Source organism: Actinomadura sp. HBU206391 (genome assembly GCF_014323665.1).
GTDB lineage: Bacteria > Actinomycetota > Actinomycetes > Streptosporangiales > Streptosporangiaceae > Actinomadura_C.
Genome location: NZ_JABVEB010000008.1, coordinates 1 through 16,527 on the forward strand (window position 1 = coordinate 1; position 16,527 = coordinate 16,527).

Here is a 16,527-nt window from a genome sequence, read left to right on the forward strand (position 1 = left end):
TTTCGGGTGTTCGGAGGGTCAGCCTGCGCTGCAGGAGACCGTCGGCCAGGTCCAGTTGCCGTTGTGCTGGATCGTCACACCCCAGTTGTTGCCGTTGCCGTTGGGCCCGGCGGTCAGCACCTGGGCGCTGGGGTAGCTGGCGCTGATGTTCCACGTGGCGATGATCTTCGCTGGGGACGGCACGTTCATCGTCACGGTCCAGTTGCTCGAGCCGCTGACCGAGACGTTGAGGTTGTACCGGTCACTCCACTGCTCACCTGCGGACAGTGACGCGGTGCAGCTACCACCGCCGCCGCCGCCACCGCCACCGCCGCCGCCACCACCGCCGGAGCCGCCGACCGTGATATTCGAAGACCCGCTGCTTTGGTATCCCTCTGTTGCGAGGATCATGTAATCGTGACTGCCCAGATTCATTCCATACCGGGCCCAGGCGTCAAAGTGGTTGCCGGAGGTTATGGTTCCGCCGGTTTTCTTGGACTGTCGGACACTCCAGTACTGATTGAAAGTTCTGGTGCCTTCAATGGAGGGGGCGTTGTATCGCGTCGTCTGGTAGACGTCGTACGTACCGCCATCGCTGGTGACCGTGCCCTTGTACGTCCCCGTGGGCCGATAAGTGCCCCAGTTGTCAACGATGTAATACTCCACCAGTGGGTTTCTCGTCCACCCATAAAGAGTCAAGTATGCATTGCCGGACGGATTGAAGCTGCCTGAGTAGTTCACGGCCCTGCGTCCGCCGGTGCTCCAGCCCTTACCGGCAACGAAATTCCCGGTGTTGCGCCATGAGGTGCTGTAGTTGCCACCAGATCCAAGTTCCATGGAAACCGACCCGGTACTATCGGTCCAGAACGAATAGAAGTAGCCGTTATTGGTGCCGGTTTGATTGGTGGTGATGGCCGCGTTGGCGGTGCCGGGCAGCATCGTTGTTGCCGCGACCAGCACTACGGCGCAGGCACGGCCGATGAGCAGCCGGGTGCGGCCGCGTCTGCGGCTCTTCGGGAGGGCGGGGGCGTCGTTCATGTGCGTGCTTCCTCCTCGTGAAGGCTGGCGGGGCCGGCGATGGCGACAGTGTTCGTTCGACTCTGTCGAGATGTCAACGACTCTCGTAAGCCGGCGAAAACCTTCTTGGTCAACGACTTCTTGAGAAGGTATTCGGCCTGGTCACTGGCCTGCCCGGCCGATCGGGTCCGGGGTCGGCCGATGAAAGTTCCACGCACCTGGTACGCATCTCATCGCCAAGAGATACGTGACGTGCGCCGCACGGTGCATCGCCGGTCAGTCGGCGTAGACCGCCGGGTCGAGTCGCTGGAGGCGGTCGGGGTCGGCGAGCACGTCGATGGCGACGACCTTTCCGTCGCTGACGGTGAAGCCCATGACCGAGACCGGCCGTCCACGCGGCGCCACGACGACTCCCGCGGCTCCGTTGACGAGCGCCGGGCGTACGAATGGGGAGAGCCGCGCGAAGGTGAGCGCCTGTTCCGCCACAGTACGCGCGCCGTGAATGATCGCCGTGGCGTTCGACCGCGCGAGCCCGCCGTCCGACCGCAGTACGACGTCCGGGTCGAGCACTGCGACGAGCGCGGCGAAGTCGCCGTCGCGGGAGGCGGCGAAGAACGCGTCGACCACTTCTCGCTGGCGGGCGAGATCGGCGTCCGGCGTCGGAGCCGTCTGCTGCACCCGGCGGCGTGCGCGGCTGGCGAGCTGCCGTGTCGCGGACGGAGAACGTTCCACGATGAGGGCGATGTCGTCGAAGGGCACCGCGAACATGTCGTGCAGCACGAAGGCCAGCCGCTCGGCGGGAGCCAAGGAGTCGAGCACCACGAGCAACGCGAGCCCGACCGAGTCGGCCAGCAATGCCTCGTGCTCAGGATCGACCCCGTCCACACGGCTCACGACCGGGTCGGGCACGTACACGCCCAACGGCTGCTCGCGGCGCGAGGTGCGTGAGCGAAGGGTGTTCAGGCACACCCTTGCGACGACGGTCGTCAGCCATCCGCCCAGATTCTCCACGTCGCCCACCTCGACCCGGCTGAGACGCAGCCAGGTCTCCTGGACGGCGTCGTCGGCCTCACTGAGCGAACCGAGCATCCGGTAGGCCACCGCCCGCAGATGAGCCCGGTGCGCCTCGAAGCGCTCGGCCAGCATCTCGATTTCGTCCATCGGTCACACTCTCTCGGCGCGGTGGGTCATAGCAGCAGTAAACCGACGGAACCCGCCTGATGTGACACGGGGGTCGACTGACCCGTGCAAGCCGTGCGGTTCCGTACAGACACCAAACCCCACTGGAGGAAAGCGATCATGCACGGGCGGACGAAAGATGAGGGCGAGCTGTGACAGCACCTGTTCTGGTCACGGGCGGCACAGGCACGCTCGGACGGCTCGTGGTACCGCGACTGCGGGACGCCGGCTGCGACGTGCGGGTTCTCAGCCGCCGCGACCACGAAGCCGCCGACGGCATCGAGTTCGTCACCGGCGACCTGGCCACCGGTGAGAGGATCGAAGCGGCGGTGGACGGGGCACGCACCATCGTGCACTGCGCCGGCAGTTCCAAGGGCGACGAGGACAAGGCCCGGAACCTGGTACGGGCGGCATCACGGGCGGGGGCGGCGCACCTGGTGTACATCTCCGTCGTCGGCGCGGACCGCATTCCCACCGGCAGCCGAGTCGACCGTGCCATGTTCGGCTACTTCGGGTCGAAGCTGGCCGCTGAACGGATCGTCGCCGACTCGGGTCTGCCGTTCACGACGCTGCGCGCCACCCAGTTCCACGACCTGCTGCTGACGGTGGCCCAGCAGATGGCGAAGCTGCCGGTGATACCGGCTCCGGCCGGCTTCCGGGTCCAGCCGATCGACACCGCCGAGGTCGCGGCCAGGCTCGTCGAACTCACCCTCGGCAAGCCGGCCGGCCTGGTGCCGGACATGGGCGGGCCGCGGGCGTACGGCATTGCCGACCTGCTCCGCGGATACCTGCGAGCCGTACACCGGCGCCGGCCCATCGCGCCGCTCCGGCTGCCGGGCAAGGGCGCCAGAGCGTTCCGGGACGGCGCCAACCTGGCACCCGAGCAGGCCGTAGGTCACCGGACCTGGGAGGACTTCCTGGCCGAACGACTCGGTACATGACTTCGCGACCCGTCCAGAAGGCCGGAGGGCCGGAGGGATGACCGTGCGGTCGTCTTCAGACGGACGCCATGAACGGCGAGCTAAGGGACGAACGGAACTCCTAGGGCAGGGCGCGCGGCTGGACGCGATCGAGACGTGCCACCCGTTGAGCCGCACTCGGGCTGATCACTCGAAAGGCGTTGAACCTCTTGAGCGGATTTCTGCGCTCGAACTCGACGGCCACATCGACGACCGGTCGGCCGAAGGCCTCCACCACCGCGCGGTCGACGGCGAAGCAGAACCAACGCATCAACAGGACCAGAACGTACAGAAATCCGACGATGACCAGGAAGAAGATCAAGGCCCCGATCTCCCGGCCGAGGAGGCCGCTTGTCGGCGAGTTGCTCTTGCGTTCCGCAACGCAGAAGGGCATGGGCGTAGGCGACGTCGTCACCTGCGGTGACGTCCAGAGACTCGATCTCGAACAAGGCGCCCTGTCGCTGCCACTCGAAGAACGACGGCCACGCCTCCCGGTAGGCATCGATGCCGCGTACGCCCTCGTACGGTGGCGGCACGTCGAACATCACGATGTCCTTGGCGTGGTCCGCGAGCACGCCGCTCATGTCGCCGCGGTGCACCGCCTCGGTCCAGTGCTCGATCAGCGTCCGGATCTCTTCCTCGTCAGCAGGCATTCTTCAGCCCTGTCCTTTCTGGGGTGATGTTCCCGTCAGGACTAGAACCCGCGGCGGCACGGGAAATCATCGGGTGCCGCCGAACGGGTCTCAGGCGGCCAGCTCCGCCGGCAGGCCGAACGTCGGAAACTCGGCCTCCAGGAACGAGACCACCTCGGCGACCCGCGTACCACGCAGGACGAGCAGGTCCAGGCCCGATGCGACGTAGACGCCCTTGTCCTCCCGCCACAGGTAGGTGCCGAAGGCGAGCTGCCCGTTCGCCCGCGCCGGCAGGAAGCGCCAGCGCCAGGCCCGCGCTGCCTCGTCCAGGAAGGCCCGGATGCCGTCGTGGCCCTCGTACCAGGCGGTCAACGGCGGCATCGAGTACTTCGCGTCGTCGGTCAGCATCGCCACGATGGCATCGACGTCGCCGGCCTCCCATGCGGCCACGCGCCACCTCGCGCCGTGTCGCCTCGCCCATCGCATGCAGGGTCGCCTGCTGGGTGGTCGGCGGGAGCAGGCCGTCGAGGACCTTCCGGGCCCTCTGCAGCGCGCTGTTGACCGCCGCGACCGTGGTCTCCAGCAGGTCGGCGACCTCACGCGTCGCGAACCCGAGGACGTCGCGCAGCAGCAGGACGGCCCGCTGCAGAGCCGACAGGTGCTGTAGCGAGGCGACGAAGGCGAGCTCCACGCTCTCGAGCGCCACGACGCGAGCCTCGGGGCTCAGTTCCGCCGTCCAGTGCAGCCGGTCGCCGGGGTACGGCTCGAGCCACACCGTCTCGGTCAGCGGTGCGACCTCAGGGCTCAGATCAGTGGGGAGCTCGCGACGGCCTCTGCGCTCGATCAGTGTCAGGCATCTGTTGGTCGCGATCTTGTACAGCCATGGGCCGATCGAACCGCGGTACTCGAACCGGTCCAGACCGCGCCAGGCCCGAACCAGCGTCTCTTGTACGGCGTCGTCGGCATCATGGACGGACCCCAGCATCCGGTAGCAGTGCGCGTGCAACTCGCCCCGCAATGGCCCGACCAGACGTCCGAACGCATCGTCGTCACCCGCCCTGGCGGCCACCAGCAGTTCCGCCGAAGCGGATTCGTCCGTCCGGTCCGAATCGATCCGCACCTGCAGTTCCCATCCCGGCCGTTGCCGGTTCGGCTCACCCGGGTCAGCGTACGTCAGGTCATCCGAACCCCCGGGAGGCCAGGTAGAGGCCGTCGCTCCATCGCCCGCGGCCGAACACGAAATGGGAGATCGGTCGCCCGAAGTCGGCGAAGGCGACTGCCGCCCAGAGCCGCTCAGCCGTCGCCTCTTTACCACCGTTGACTGCTGTCGCATCGTATGGCCACACTGACTGGATGGCGGTCAATGAGCAGTCGTTGCTCGCGGACGTACAAGATCTTCAATGTTCGTTCTGCGGTGTCGCCCGGCCTGCAGTGAAATGGATGATCAGATGCCCTGACCACCTGTTCATCTGCAACGTCTGCGTCGGCCTCGCCCAGGTCGCGATCGAGCAGGGGGAGGCTTCCAACGAGTTCGTCAGGCTGTATCGGGACAACTCTCGCATCAAGAAGATGGAAGAGCTGGAGCGGGTACAGAATGAGCTGAGTCGCATTCTGGACGAGCTCAACACCTTGGGTGAGAGTGAGGATTGCAAATTCTGCGGCGCCAAGTCCACACTCGTACGCCGAGCCGGATCGGACGTCAATATCTGCGACGAATGTCTTCAGGCCTGCCGTGAGCTCGCTCTCGAACAGGACATCGGCGGCCCCGGATAGGCGCCGCCCCCGGCCTGCCTTCCGCACGCTCAAGAGTCGCAGGCGATCCGCAGCTTCTCCCAGGACCTGCTCAGCGAGTGCCGCCTGGGGGCGACGCTGAGGCCCGCCGCGAGTCGTCGCAAGCTGTCGGCCATCTCGTTCAGGGCATCCGAGATCTCGTCGGCCGCCGCTCCGATGTCGCCGCCCGCCTTCTGACCCTTGACCGCGATCGACGCTGAGGCCTTCTCGTAGATCTCGACCGCCGCGGCCGTGCCGCGCGGGTTGGCCTCGCGCCTGTCGGAGATGGCCTCCAGCTCTGAATTGATGTCGTCGCACGCCTTGGTGTCAGCGTCGCGGAAGCCGGAGATGCAGGCGCTCGTCGAGGCCATCACCGCGCCCAGGGCAAGGATGCCGAGAACGCGGGCAGGTCTTCCACGCATTGAAGTCTTCTCCCTTTTTCGATGTCACGGTACCCCTGGGCGTCTTGGTGACCATGCGGTTTTCCTCGATCGAGGACCTATGCCTCTGCTCCAAGATGGCAGGGGTCCGCGCCTGCGATGCGCTGATAATGCGGATATCGATAAATGCCCGAATACTGCGATTACGGCAGACCACCCGCAGGTGGGCATCGAACCGCCACAACCCGTGTGGAAGCGCTCACATCGCCTGTTCTTGGTATTCCTGGCCGCAGATCGACACGTGGACGAGGTCGGCCCACGAAAGGGTGCCTGGCCGCCCCTTCCCGGGTCCGGCTTCGGGCGTCGCGGGAGTGACCGGCCCGGGTACGTCGGAGCACGACCCGACGGCGTCCCCCCGGCGCAGGAGCGACCCCGCCATCCCGGACGCCAGGTACGCCCGCGGGTCGAGGTTGTACCAGCGGACACCGGTGGCCCGTACGCTGCCGGACGGGCGAGGCGCGTCCATGTCGGCGGCCGGTGCGCCCGTGCCGACCGTGCCGACCGCCGTGCCGACCGTGCGGAGCAGGTCCGCCTCGGCGAAGTCGGCGAGATCGGCGATCTGGGAGAGTACGACCTGTTCCCAGTCGGCATGCACGGCGGGCGCGTCAGCGAGGGCGTACGAGGTCGTCCGCCATGCCGGACGCAACGCCGCGGTGACCATGGCGGCGACCGTGTCCGCGTCGAGACGTACGCGGGCCGCCATCGGCCGGCTCACCAGCCACCAAGCCCGCAGGAACTCGTCGAGGGAACGACCGGCGGTCGTCATTTCCCGGCCGGCCCCGACCAGTCGCAGGTACAGATCACGATCGGTCGCGCAGACGGGACCGGGCGGGCCGTCCACCCAGTACATCTGCTTGTGCACCGGCCCCGCCGAGCGCGAGCACCCGGGCCAGAGCCTCGATCCGATCGTGGTGGACGTCCATCCGATATCGGTTGCCGCCGTCATCCTGCCGCCAGATCTCCCAGTCCGCCACGAAAGGGACAGTAGCCGAGGGCTGCGTTCAGCAAGGATCAGAAAAGACCGGTCATCTGATGGAATGGCGGCACGTTAGGTGGCGATTCTCGACCCCTGGAGGAATGAGCCGATGGCGGCGGGACGGAAGACGCAACGGCTTCGGCAGGATGCCGACCGGCGATCCGCCCCACCCGATGACAGCCCCTCACCGGACGGTGCGAGGCGGATTCGGTCGCACGGTGAGCCCGACCTCCGGATCAACCTGCGGAGGCGGGCGAACTATGCCAGAGCCGCCCCGTCCATTCCCGACGAGATACTTCTCGGGAAGGAGAGGTCGCAGAAGGCAGGCGGCTTCGCCGCGCTCGACACGCTGCTGCGCGAGCTCACCTCTGTCGGCGCGGCCGTCGAGGCGGTGACGGGTTTCCGTGCCATCTCGGTGCCGATCACCTCGGCCGACCAGTTCTGGGCGCTCTTCATCGCGGATCTGGTCCTTCTCCAGAGCAAGGACGGACCACGGAAGTGGCTCATCAGGGAGACCAGCAAGGGGCTGAGAAGCCGTGACCCGGAACGTGTGGACCGGTTGCGGCTCGTCTGGAAGCAGATCTTCGACGTACTCCTGCAGGCCGACGGGCTGGGATCGGGTGAGGATCTGGCCAGGTTGGTCATGGAGTTCGCGGGCCACCGGGCGAGCCATCTCTTCGAGGTCATGGACCTTCTCTTCGCGGTCGCTCAGGGCAACCCGCCGATGCTGGACCGCCTCACCCGCGTGCTCGAGTCGTACGAGAGGTCCCTGCCCGTCCTCGCGCCCCCCGAGTTGCGAGTCAGGATCAAACAACTGCTCGGCCGGACGACCGGGCTGATCGGCCCGCGGTCGCCCTTCCCCCCGGAGCTGATCAGAGTCCCGGTGGCCTCCCTCTGCTCCTATGAGTTCGAGGTGATGCGCTTTCCGCTGACGGTCGGCGACGTCGCCTTCCTTCTGGGCACGTCGCACCCGGCGTACCGCAAGACGCACGATCCCTACGTCTTCGACATCGCCGGCCGGGGTCTCGACCATTTCGTGTCCAGATTCCTGCCCGATCTGCTGGCACGCTGCGTGGACGTCGACCCGGACGTGCACATGTCATGGGCGGTTCCCACCGCCAACGAGTGGCCGGCGCTCGCCGGATGTGAGGAGAACGACTATCCGTGGGGTCGCGACGCGCCGTCGCCCGAGCGGGCGAACCTGCGCTACGGCGGTACGCCGGGCAGGATCCGCCCGGTGGGCGTCCACCCGGCCGGGGAGTCGCCCCTCGGCGTCGCGGACTGCTGCGGCAACGTCCACGAGATCGTAGAGTGGCGGCCTCGCGGGTCCGCACCGGAGGACTACCGGCTCGCGGGCGGTTGCTTCCAGACCTGGCACGACGAGACCTCGTGCCGGAGGTTCCGGCGGTTCATCCCGAAGGAATCCGAGGACCGGCAGAACGTCGGGCTTCGGCTCATCAGGTATCACAGCGGCGACGCGGACCTTCGCGCACGAGACCTCGACGACTACACGGAGGGACGCCACACGGGGCGACGCCCGCTCGGCGCCGGTCGCCGAGGCTGAGAAACCCGGCGATGGCGGGGCGGAGCGGCTCAGCGCGGGCCGAAGAACGGCGGCAGCTCCTTGAATCGCGGGTCGAACCGGATGGTGGGGGCCAGTGCGAGCTGGGCCCGGCGGGCGCGTGAGAGCGGATGACCGGGGAATCGGGCGTCCCACTCCGGGTCGTCGGCGGCGTTGCGCGGCAGGCCGCCCTGAACGCCGGGGTCGTACGGGTGCCGTGTCCACTCCGCCATCAGCTCCGGCACCGGCAGCCCGCGCTGCGAACGTTCCGCCATGAACTGGTTGAACACCGTGGAGTCGCGCATGCCCGTGATGCCGTGCTCGACGCACTGCACGCGGAGCACGACGCTACAGCCGGCGCGCGGCACGATGAACGAGGCGATGTAGGCGACTCCCGACTGCTGGTCCGGCATCGGCAGCTTGGCGATCTGGCGGACGGCGGCCAGCCCATCGAGGCCGATCACGTCGAGTTCCACCAGGCCGCCGCCGCGCGAGGCGGTATGGGCCGCGGTGCGTCCGCGCAGTGCGTCCAGATCTTCCAGCGCGGCCGGCAGGTCGGGTGGGAGGTCGAAGAAGTCCATGATGGCCGGGTCACCGTCGGCGTTGACCCAGACGTTGTCCTGGACCTGCTTCCAGTTTTGGGTATCGAAGATCAAAGGACCCATGTACGGAGACTCTAGGGCAGACGGGCGACACCCCATCGTGGATATCGTTCGGTCGGTCGCGGTCCATCCGCTGAACCGCCGCCATGTCTCCGTACGAGGCGAGCGCGGCGCGAGCGGACATTCGACCGGTGGAACCCCGTACGTGCCGATCTGCGAGGACAGTGACGAATAACAGTCAGTGTCGTCATTAATGGTAGAGCCGGACGTACCTCATCTTTGCGGCGGTAAATCGCGGTTTGCGAGCTAGGCCGCATCGGAATGCGGCCATTGAGGACCTGCCTCTGAAGTTATTTTGATCTTTCTTCCAGGACTGAGCGGTGTACGATTTGTCGGAGTTAATCTGCTCCTTTTCAGCGGACGGTAATCGCTCTGATGCGAGCTGTGACGCCGTTGAATTCGATGATCCGCCGCGTGCCGTCGCATGGCATTCTTCGCCTGTGCAAGGGGTACTCTGACAACAGGAACGCTCAAGTGATCTCGCAGCGGGGGCGGTCGGATGATCCGTCGTGGTCACGGCTGCGGCAGGCCGCACCGGCTCCGCGCAGAGATCACTTGAGCAGCGTGTTCCCCTGAACGGAGCAGGTGTCGAATACGGCACCGAATGATGATCGAACGGAGACAAGGGCCACGGGATTACCGCCATACCGGTCCTCGGAAGGGTCGGATGCCTGGGCATTCTGAGCCAAGACATGGTTGTTGCACAAAGCTCGTCACAAGTTGAGGGCCGTCCCCCTACCGCCGGTTGTTGGTGACAGTTGACCGGTAGCGGGACGGCCCTCTTCCATAGAAACTCAAGTCCGGCGTCCGCTCGCCTGCGCGAGCCCGGTAAAGCCCTATGGGTGGTGCTGATGAAACGCTTGATGATCTGTGCTGGATCAGCTCCGGCGCAAACTGCTTACGAATATATCCCCGCCCTTCGCTGCGGCAAGGTTCTGTCTGCTGAACGCCGTCGTGTCTTTACCTTCCGGCTTTCTCCGGCGGCGTGCGACGACGCCCGAGACGATGAACGGGAGCACTGACATGGCCCGGTTGCGGACTACGGCGGCCGCGCTCGTCGCCGCCCCGTCGTCAGTGGCGGCCGTGACGGCGATCACGGTGCACTCGGCCATGGGCGTCCCCGCGCTGGCGTTCCGCCTCGCCATGCTCGCCGGAGCGCTGACGCTGCTCGCGCTGGTCGCGGCACTGTCTCAGGAGACGATTCGCAGCTGGATCGCCCACCGTGCCGAGCAGCGCCGCGCCGCGGCCGAGGCGCACGCCATCAAGACGCTGTTCATGGCCGCGACCGGCGGACCGGACCGTACTCCCGAGGACGCGCGTCAAAAGCGCAGAGACGCCCGCGCGTTCGCCGAGGCCATCGGCCTGACCAGCATCGGGCAGACCAGCCTGGGCGACGCCATGCAGATCACCCGCGGCCGGGGCATCGAAGGCGGCTCACGGCATGCGGGCACGGGAACGGACGGCCGCACAGGTGCGCAGGGTGTCGGGGGCCGCGCCGGTGGCCTTGCCGCCGGCGACCCGAGATCGCGAGGGGTGGCGTCCGCAGGCCTGGAGCTGCCCATGGCCGCCACTGAGCGGCCGGTCCGGTCCGTTCCGCCTGTGACCGGCGAGGCATGACCCGTGATGCGTGACCGGCCGGGCGCGACCGGCCGGGCGTGAGCGGCATCCGGCCACGCCCGCCCGTGGCCGGGAATCACCGATCAGTCGGTGGGATCAGCGGCAGGTCGGCGTGCCGCACCGTGTATCCGCCCTTCGTCACCGGGGCGTACGGCGCCGGAGCCATGCAGGTACCTGCCCTGCCCTCTACCCACTCACCCGCCTCGTTCTGGTCGGCGTTCACGACGGACCAGGAGAAGCCCACCCGGCCCTCGCCCCGGTGGCCGTCTCCGTCGTACACGCTGAAGCCGAGCCGCTTGCCGAGCATGTGCTTTACCGTAGGGTCGGCTCTGGTGACGACCGCCGTGAGCGTCGCGGTCCCGGGACTGGTCACCAGGCAGTCCACGCGGCCCTCGAACCGTACGGTCACGTTGTCGCGGGCCACCCAATGCGAGACCTTCATGGTGCCCTTCGCGTCGGTGGGCAGGCCGCTGTACTCGCCCACCGGCCTGGTGAAGGGCGCGGCGTGCGCGTCGAAGGTGAACGTGCGGACATCGTCGTCCGGCGAGTAGGTGAGGCGCACCTGCGCCGAGCCGGTCACGCTCGCCTTCGTCTGCGAAGGTTTCGCCGGCGTAGGCGTGGCGGCCATGGCGGTCGGAACCGCGAGGGTCACCGCAGCGGTCACCGCCACGGCCGATGTCGCGATCATGGTGCGGCTGGTTGCCGATTTCATCGTGTCCTCCTGAAGGGGCGAATGGCTTGCCGCCATGGTCCGGCTCGGGCCGCGCCGGCCGCTTCCCCCACCGGCGCGAGATCGCGCAGTGCCGGTCCCCCGCGCGGGTGCAGGCGCGTTCACCCGGGAGGCGGGGTTCCGCGCGTCCAGGAAAGCGCCCGCCGACCCGTCGACAGGACTCGGTGAAGCCGACGAACCGTCCTATGGACTCTTGGCGGCGCCGCCGGCGTCCCGCGTGCCGCTGAGCTCGGGCCGCGCGCCGGGCCAGTCCGGCATCAGCGGCGGCCCCTCGGCCTCCAGGGCGTTGGCGACGCGACGCAACAACTCGTCGAGCACCGCTCTGTCCTGCCGGCCGAGCACGCCGAGCAGTTCCTGTTCCGCCCGGTCCTGCTCCCCGATGGCGGCCTGCCAGAGCGCGTGCCCGGAATCGGTGAGGGCCACGAGCAACCGCCGGCGATCGGCGGGGTCATGGACGCGGGTGACGTATCCGGCCTGCTCCATCCGGTCCAGCCGGCTCGTCAGCGTCGCGGGATGCGTTCCGAGCCACTCGGCGAGCAGCGAAGGGGCGGCCTGGTACGGCGGCCCGGTCGCGCGGACGTAGTGCAGGATGGCGTACTCCCACTCCTTCAGCCCGTGCGCCGCCAGCCCGTTCTCCCGGTTGCGGCGCAGGTGCGACACCAGCTTCTGCATGCGGGTGACGATCCCCTCGATCTGGGGGTCGAGGTCGGGCAACTCCTCCGCCCAGTGCGCGATGTGCCGGTCGATCGAGTCGGGTGTCGAGTCGCGCTTCGCCATGGCGGCAGTATCCCAAGGTCCAGGTTCTCTGGACAGTAATACCAATTGATATATTTTGAAATCGTACTAAACTCGCCGCCCATGCACCCCCTTCGAGACCGTCGCTTCCGGCTGCTGTGGGCCGGTCAGACGCTGTCGCACATCGGCGACGCGGTGACACCGGTCGCGCTGACCCTCGCCGTCGTCACCACCACAGGCTCCGCGACCCAGCTCGGACTGGTGCTCGCGGCGCAGGCGATCGCCCAGGTGGCGCTGATCCTGCCCGGAGGGGTCTGGGCCGACCGGCTCTCCCGGCGACGGCTGATGCTCACCGCCGATCTGGTCCGGACGCTCACCCATGTCCTCATGGGGGCCGAACTGATCGGCGGCAGCGTGAACGTCACGCACCTCGCCGTCCTCGCGGCCGTCTCGGGCGGCGCCTCGGCCTTCTTTCTGCCCGCCTCCACCGGGCTGGTGCCGGCCACCGTCGACCCGGCCGGCCTCCAGCGGGCGAACGGACTCATGGCGGTCGCCAAGCACGGGTCGAGGCTGCTCGGCCCGGCGATCGCCACGATCCTGGCTCTCACCATCGGTCCCGGTTGGGCGATCGTGCTCGACGCGGCGACCTTCGCGGTCAGCGCGCTGACGCTTAGCCGGCTGCGGGTCGCTCAGCCCCCACCGCGAGCCCGCGCCCGCTTCCACGCCCAGCTCGCGGAGGGATGGGCGGAGCTGCGCCGATACCGCTGGTACTGGACGAACCTCATCGGGCACTGCGCGTGGAACCTCGGCCGGTGCGTGTTCCTCACCGTCGGGCCGCTGATCGCGATCAACGCCATGGGCGGTGAGCTGGCCTGGGGGACCATCGCGCAGGGCGGCCCGGTCGGTGCTCTGGTAGGCGCGCTGATCGGCCTGCGGGTCCGTCCGCGGCGACCCCTGCTCGCCGCCAATCTGGCCCTGGCGCTCGGAGCGCTGCCGTTCCTCGTCCTCGCGGCGCGGGCGCCTGCGCTTCTGGTCGCGGTGGCGTACGGCCTCATGGCGGGCGGGCTGGCGTTCATGGCACCGCTGTGGGAGACGGTCATGCAACGGCACATCCCCGAGGAGACGATCTCGCGCGTCTCGGCGTACGACTGGCTGGTGTCACTGGCGCTCACGCCGGTGGGCATGGCCGTGGCGGGTCCGCTGGCCGCCTCACTCGGTGCCACCACCGTGCTGTACGGGTCCGCGGCGCTGATCTTGATCTCCTGCGTCGGAGTGCTGGCGCTGCCGGACGTACGCGATCTGCGGTCCGCCGACGGTACGCCCGAGCCCGATTCCGGCAGCGCCGAGCGCGACGTGCCGGCCGCGGTGTGAAGCGGCCGCCGGCGGTCTCATCGGCGCCGGCGGGCCCGCCGGATCAGCGGAACCTCTCTGTGGCGCACTCACGTGCGGGCGCCATTTCGGTCAAGATCTGACCGCAATGGTCTGTAGCGTTGTGGCATGAAGAGCAGGGCATCGGGCGATGTGCTCGGTCGGCGGGCGCTCAGCCGCGCCACGCTGCATCGGCAGCTGATCGTGCGCCGGGCGGAGATGCCGGCGCTCGAGGCGGTGCGGCATCTCGTCGGGCTCCAGGCTCAGCTCCCCGACCCGCCCTATATCGGGCTGTGGACGCGGCTGGCGGGCTTTCGGCAGGACGCGCTGACCCGGCTGCTCTTCGACCGGCAGGTCGTGCGTTCGTCGGTGCTGCGGGGAACCCAGCACCTGGTCGCCGCTCAGGACTTCCCGTGGCTCCGCCCGTTGATGCAGCCGGCCCTGGACCGTGGACGGCAGGCCGCCTTCGGGCGGTCCACCGCCGGGCTCGACCTCGCCGAGCTGACCGCCGTCGGCCGGGCGCTGCTCGCAGGCCGTACGCTCACCCGACCGCGCCTGGGCGAACTGCTGGCCGAGCACGGTCGCGCGGCCGGCTGGGGTGAGCGCGACCCGCAGGCGCTCGCGTGGTCGGTTCAGTGCCTGGTGCCGTTGATTCACGCCCCGCCGAACGGCACCTGGGGCAAGGGCGGCGCCACTCCGTTCATGCTCGCCGAGGACTGGCTGGGCCGTCCGGTCAGGTCCGCCGACCAGCTCGTGCGCCGGCCGCAGAGCCCGCCCGAGAGCCCGCTCGACGGCTCGGACGGCTCGCCCGACGGCGGCCCGGACGGCGGAGCGGACGGCGGGCCGGCCGACTCGACGGAGCGGATGATCCGCCGCTACCTGGCCGCCTTCGGCCCCGCGAGCGTCAAGGACATGCAGGTCTGGTCGGGGCTGACTCGGCTGAACGCCACCGTCGAGCGGCTCCGGCCGCATCTGCGGGTCTTCCGTGCCGAGACCGGCATGGAGCTGTTCGACCTTCCCGGCGCCCCGCTGCCCGATCCCGAGACCCCGGTGCCCGTGCGGTTCCTGCCGGCGTTCGACAACCTGATGGTGGCGCATCACGAGCGGGACCGCGTGATGACCGAAGAGCATCGCAGGCGGGTCATCAGCGGGAGCCTCGTGCGGGCCACCGTTCTCGTCGACGGCTTCGTCCGGGGCGTATGGGCGCTCGAGCGCGGCAGGCGCACCGCCACCCTCGTCATTGAGCCGTTCGAGCCGCTGTCCCACGGCGATCTGGCCGCTGTGGCCGACGAGGGCACCAGATTGCTCGCCTTCGCCGCCGCGGACACCGCCGCCCACGACGTGCGGTTCACCTGACGTCGACCCGCGCCGCGGTTGACGCCGCAGCCCGCGGATGCGGCCGGAGCCCTGCCCGATCATGACCCCCAGGTCAGGGCCGCGGCGGGTCACCCGGCTTCGCGGGCGGCCGGCGGCCGGGGATGTGATCTGGCGGCCTGAGCCCCCGAACCGCTCCGGCCGCCGGATCGCTCGTCCGACCGGTCGGCGCCGGCGTGCCGCTCCGGACCGGCGGCGCGGTACGTGGCCACTCGTTCGTGGTTTCCACGGCTGCCCGATCGCCTGCCGGACCGGACACCGCACACCTTCGGGCCGGACCGATCGTCTCCATGATGATCGGTGTTCGTCAGCCGCCGATGAAGGCACGGTTAACTCTCGTTATCGGGGGACCGGCGGTGCCCGCTCTGAGCGACCGGCCGGTGCAGTACGCCCGGCCGCGCGTCGATTCACGGTCCGGTTGATCAAATGAGGCCGACCGTTTGTAGTACTACGATTCGTAGTATTAAACTGAGCGGGCCGAACTCAAGCGCGAGGAGGCGCTGTGAGATACGAGACGTTCTGGGTGGAAGGCCGCCCGGTCAATCTTCGTCGCACCGATCGTGACCAGGATGAACACTGGACCGACGATGCGGCCTGCCGTGGCGCCGACCCCGAGATCTTCTACCCGGTCGGTTTCGCCGGACCGGCTCTGGAGCAGGAGACCGTCGCCAAGGCGATCTGTGCCGGTTGCGTCGTGCGGTCGGACTGCCTGACGTGGGCCCTGCGTGCGGGGGAGCCCGATGGAGTGTGGGGCGGCACGACGCCCGAGGAGCGGAGGCTCCTGCGCAGAATGTCGGCCTGATCGGCGATCCGGCGTCCGATGTTTCTTGACATTGGTGTTATAGGCTGACGCGGATACTGGTGGTCATAAGAGGCCGTTCCTCCGATGCGGTCCGAACATACGGTGACGGTTATGAGCGACGACCTGGTCCCGCGGAGAGCCCTTAGCGAAGGGTTCACCACCCACGCGACGCGAGCGGTGTCCGCGCTCGGCGTCACCGTCCTCATGCTGACGGGCATGTGGGTGCTCGAGGTCGCCGACTACCTGGTCGACAACCGCCTCGACCAGTACGGCATCCGGTCACACGAGGTCGCTGATCTGCCCCAGATCTTCAGTGCGCCATTCCTGCACGTGGGTTTCGCCCATCTGATCGCCAACTCGGTTCCCTTTCTCGTGCTCGGGTTCTTCGCCGCGGTGCGCGGGCTGACCAAGTTCGTCCTGATGAATCTGCTGGTCATCGTGGTCGGTGGCGCGGGAGTCTGGCTGACCGGCCCCAGCGATACCGAGACCCTCGGCGCGAGCATCCTGGTGTTCGGCTACTTCGGCTACCTGCTGGGGCGTGGGATCTTCGAACGGCACTTGGCCGATGTCGCCATCGCCGTCGTCGTGGTCCTGCTGTACGGAACGATGATCTTCGGCGTACTGCCGAGCAACCCCGGCATCTCATGGCAGGGTCACCTGTTCGGCCTGCTCGGCGGCGTGCTCGCCGCCTGGACCCTCCGCCGTCGGGCCGCGACGGCCGTCTGA

17 protein-coding genes and 1 pseudogene are annotated in these 16,527 nt (G+C 68.3%); 8 read left to right on the forward strand and 10 right to left on the reverse strand.

Features of this window, described 5'->3' with window-relative positions; genetic code table 11:
- Positions 1–18: 18 nt before the first annotated feature.
- The gene (locus HKK72_RS05720) at positions 19–1,017 is read right to left on the reverse strand and encodes a glycoside hydrolase family 11 protein (RefSeq protein ID WP_187233183.1); all 999 of its coding nucleotides are present in this window, start codon (positions 1,015–1,017) and stop codon (positions 19–21) included.
- A gap of 255 nt (positions 1,018–1,272) precedes the next feature.
- Positions 1,273–2,157 (reverse strand): RNA polymerase sigma factor SigJ, encoded by an 885-nt coding sequence (gene sigJ / locus HKK72_RS05725; protein WP_187233184.1) that lies wholly within the window; start codon positions 2,155–2,157, stop codon positions 1,273–1,275.
- Between the two features lie 170 nt (positions 2,158–2,327).
- Here sigJ and HKK72_RS05730 point away from each other — a divergent pair, with 170 nt between their 5' ends.
- Positions 2,328–3,116, forward strand: a complete 789-nt coding sequence (locus HKK72_RS05730; RefSeq protein WP_187233185.1) for an SDR family oxidoreductase — start codon at positions 2,328–2,330, stop codon at positions 3,114–3,116.
- An 80-nt stretch (positions 3,117–3,196) separates the two neighbouring features.
- Here HKK72_RS05730 and HKK72_RS42665 read toward each other — a convergent pair whose 3' ends face one another.
- From HKK72_RS42665 to HKK72_RS40665, 3 genes and pseudogenes are all read right to left on the reverse strand, one after another.
- Positions 3,197–3,787 carry a nuclear transport factor 2 family protein gene (locus HKK72_RS42665; RefSeq protein ID WP_187233186.1) on the reverse strand — a complete coding sequence of 197 codons (591 nt, stop codon included), beginning with the start codon at positions 3,785–3,787 and terminating at the stop codon, positions 3,197–3,199.
- 90 nt (positions 3,788–3,877) lie between these two features.
- Positions 3,878–4,216, reverse strand: a complete 339-nt coding sequence (locus HKK72_RS40660; protein WP_315987095.1) for a nuclear transport factor 2 family protein — start codon at positions 4,214–4,216, stop codon at positions 3,878–3,880.
- Between the two features lie 58 nt (positions 4,217–4,274).
- Positions 4,275–5,099: pseudogene (locus HKK72_RS40665) on the reverse strand (RNA polymerase subunit sigma-70); the annotation flags it as partial.
- A gap of 20 nt (positions 5,100–5,119) precedes the next feature.
- Here HKK72_RS40665 and HKK72_RS05745 point away from each other — a divergent pair.
- Entirely contained in the window at positions 5,120–5,539 is a 420-nt protein-coding gene (locus HKK72_RS05745) for a ClpX C4-type zinc finger protein (RefSeq protein ID WP_187233187.1), read from the forward strand.
- Positions 5,540–5,568: 29 nt separating this feature from the next.
- Here the strand turns inward: HKK72_RS05745 and HKK72_RS05750 are convergent, their stop codons facing one another.
- Both HKK72_RS05750 and HKK72_RS05755 read right to left on the reverse strand, forming a co-directional pair.
- Positions 5,569–5,958 carry a hypothetical protein gene (locus HKK72_RS05750; protein ID WP_187233188.1) on the reverse strand — a complete coding sequence of 130 codons (390 nt, stop codon included), beginning with the start codon at positions 5,956–5,958 and terminating at the stop codon, positions 5,569–5,571.
- A gap of 217 nt (positions 5,959–6,175) precedes the next feature.
- Positions 6,176–6,838: a hypothetical protein gene (locus HKK72_RS05755; protein WP_187233189.1), complete on the reverse strand. Its 663-nt coding sequence runs from the start codon at positions 6,836–6,838 to the stop codon at positions 6,176–6,178.
- Positions 6,839–7,061: 223 nt separating this feature from the next.
- Between HKK72_RS05755 and HKK72_RS05760 the strand changes: the two genes are divergently transcribed.
- On the forward strand, positions 7,062–8,516 hold the full coding sequence (locus HKK72_RS05760) for a hypothetical protein (RefSeq protein ID WP_187233190.1): 1,455 nt from the start codon (positions 7,062–7,064) through the stop codon (positions 8,514–8,516).
- Positions 8,517–8,545: 29 nt separating this feature from the next.
- On the opposite strand, the gene HKK72_RS05765 is transcribed toward HKK72_RS05760, so the two are convergent.
- A complete protein-coding gene (locus HKK72_RS05765) occupies positions 8,546–9,178 on the reverse strand; it encodes a hypothetical protein (RefSeq protein WP_187233191.1) in 633 nt (210 codons plus the stop codon).
- Positions 9,179–10,198: 1,020 nt separating this feature from the next.
- On the opposite strand from HKK72_RS05765, the gene HKK72_RS05770 reads away from it, so the two are divergent.
- Positions 10,199–10,792, forward strand: a complete 594-nt coding sequence (locus HKK72_RS05770; RefSeq protein ID WP_187233192.1) for a hypothetical protein — start codon at positions 10,199–10,201, stop codon at positions 10,790–10,792.
- Positions 10,793–10,868: 76 nt separating this feature from the next.
- Here HKK72_RS05770 and HKK72_RS05775 read toward each other — a convergent pair whose 3' ends face one another.
- Positions 10,869–11,504 (reverse strand): hypothetical protein, encoded by a 636-nt coding sequence (locus HKK72_RS05775; protein WP_222720378.1) that lies wholly within the window; start codon positions 11,502–11,504, stop codon positions 10,869–10,871.
- Between the two features lie 201 nt (positions 11,505–11,705).
- On the reverse strand, positions 11,706–12,299 hold the full coding sequence (locus HKK72_RS05780; protein WP_222720379.1) for a MarR family winged helix-turn-helix transcriptional regulator: 594 nt from the start codon (positions 12,297–12,299) through the stop codon (positions 11,706–11,708).
- Between the two features lie 81 nt (positions 12,300–12,380).
- On the opposite strand from HKK72_RS05780, the gene HKK72_RS05785 reads away from it, so the two are divergent.
- From HKK72_RS05785 to HKK72_RS05800, 4 genes are all read left to right on the forward strand, one after another.
- Positions 12,381–13,628 (forward strand): MFS transporter, encoded by a 1,248-nt coding sequence (locus tag HKK72_RS05785; protein ID WP_187233193.1) that lies wholly within the window; start codon positions 12,381–12,383, stop codon positions 13,626–13,628.
- A gap of 126 nt (positions 13,629–13,754) precedes the next feature.
- A complete protein-coding gene (locus tag HKK72_RS05790; protein ID WP_222720380.1) occupies positions 13,755–14,981 on the forward strand; it encodes a winged helix DNA-binding domain-containing protein in 1,227 nt (408 codons plus the stop codon).
- A gap of 541 nt (positions 14,982–15,522) precedes the next feature.
- The gene (locus HKK72_RS05795; protein WP_187233267.1) at positions 15,523–15,801 is read left to right on the forward strand and encodes a WhiB family transcriptional regulator; all 279 of its coding nucleotides are present in this window, start codon (positions 15,523–15,525) and stop codon (positions 15,799–15,801) included.
- A gap of 111 nt (positions 15,802–15,912) precedes the next feature.
- Positions 15,913–16,527 (forward strand): rhomboid family intramembrane serine protease, encoded by a 615-nt coding sequence (locus tag HKK72_RS05800; protein ID WP_187233194.1) that lies wholly within the window; start codon positions 15,913–15,915, stop codon positions 16,525–16,527.

Excerpts from the sequence above, each read along its gene's own strand:
- HKK72_RS05745 (WP_187233187.1), top strand. The coding sequence starts at position 5,120 with ATGGCGGTCAATGAGCAGTCGTTGCTCGCGGACGTACAAGATCTTCAA.
- HKK72_RS05800 (WP_187233194.1), top strand. The coding sequence starts at position 15,913 with ATGAGCGACGACCTGGTCCCGCGGAGAGCCCTTAGCGAAGGGTTCACC.
- HKK72_RS05775 (WP_222720378.1), bottom strand. The coding sequence starts at position 11,504 with ATGAAATCGGCAACCAGCCGCACCATGATCGCGACATCGGCCGTGGCG.
- HKK72_RS05760 (WP_187233190.1), top strand. The coding sequence starts at position 7,062 with ATGGCGGCGGGACGGAAGACGCAACGGCTTCGGCAGGATGCCGACCGG.
- HKK72_RS05750 (WP_187233188.1), bottom strand. The coding sequence starts at position 5,958 with ATGCGTGGAAGACCTGCCCGCGTTCTCGGCATCCTTGCCCTGGGCGCG.
- HKK72_RS05780 (WP_222720379.1), bottom strand. The coding sequence starts at position 12,299 with ATGGCGAAGCGCGACTCGACACCCGACTCGATCGACCGGCACATCGCG.
- HKK72_RS05785 (WP_187233193.1), top strand. The coding sequence starts at position 12,381 with ATGCACCCCCTTCGAGACCGTCGCTTCCGGCTGCTGTGGGCCGGTCAG.
- HKK72_RS42665 (WP_187233186.1), bottom strand. The coding sequence starts at position 3,787 with ATGCCTGCTGACGAGGAAGAGATCCGGACGCTGATCGAGCACTGGACC.
- HKK72_RS05765 (WP_187233191.1), bottom strand. The coding sequence starts at position 9,178 with ATGGGTCCTTTGATCTTCGATACCCAAAACTGGAAGCAGGTCCAGGAC.
- HKK72_RS05720 (WP_187233183.1), bottom strand. The coding sequence starts at position 1,017 with ATGAACGACGCCCCCGCCCTCCCGAAGAGCCGCAGACGCGGCCGCACC.
- HKK72_RS05790 (WP_222720380.1), top strand. The coding sequence starts at position 13,755 with ATGAAGAGCAGGGCATCGGGCGATGTGCTCGGTCGGCGGGCGCTCAGC.
- HKK72_RS05770 (WP_187233192.1), top strand. The coding sequence starts at position 10,199 with ATGGCCCGGTTGCGGACTACGGCGGCCGCGCTCGTCGCCGCCCCGTCG.
- sigJ (WP_187233184.1), bottom strand. The coding sequence starts at position 2,157 with ATGGACGAAATCGAGATGCTGGCCGAGCGCTTCGAGGCGCACCGGGCT.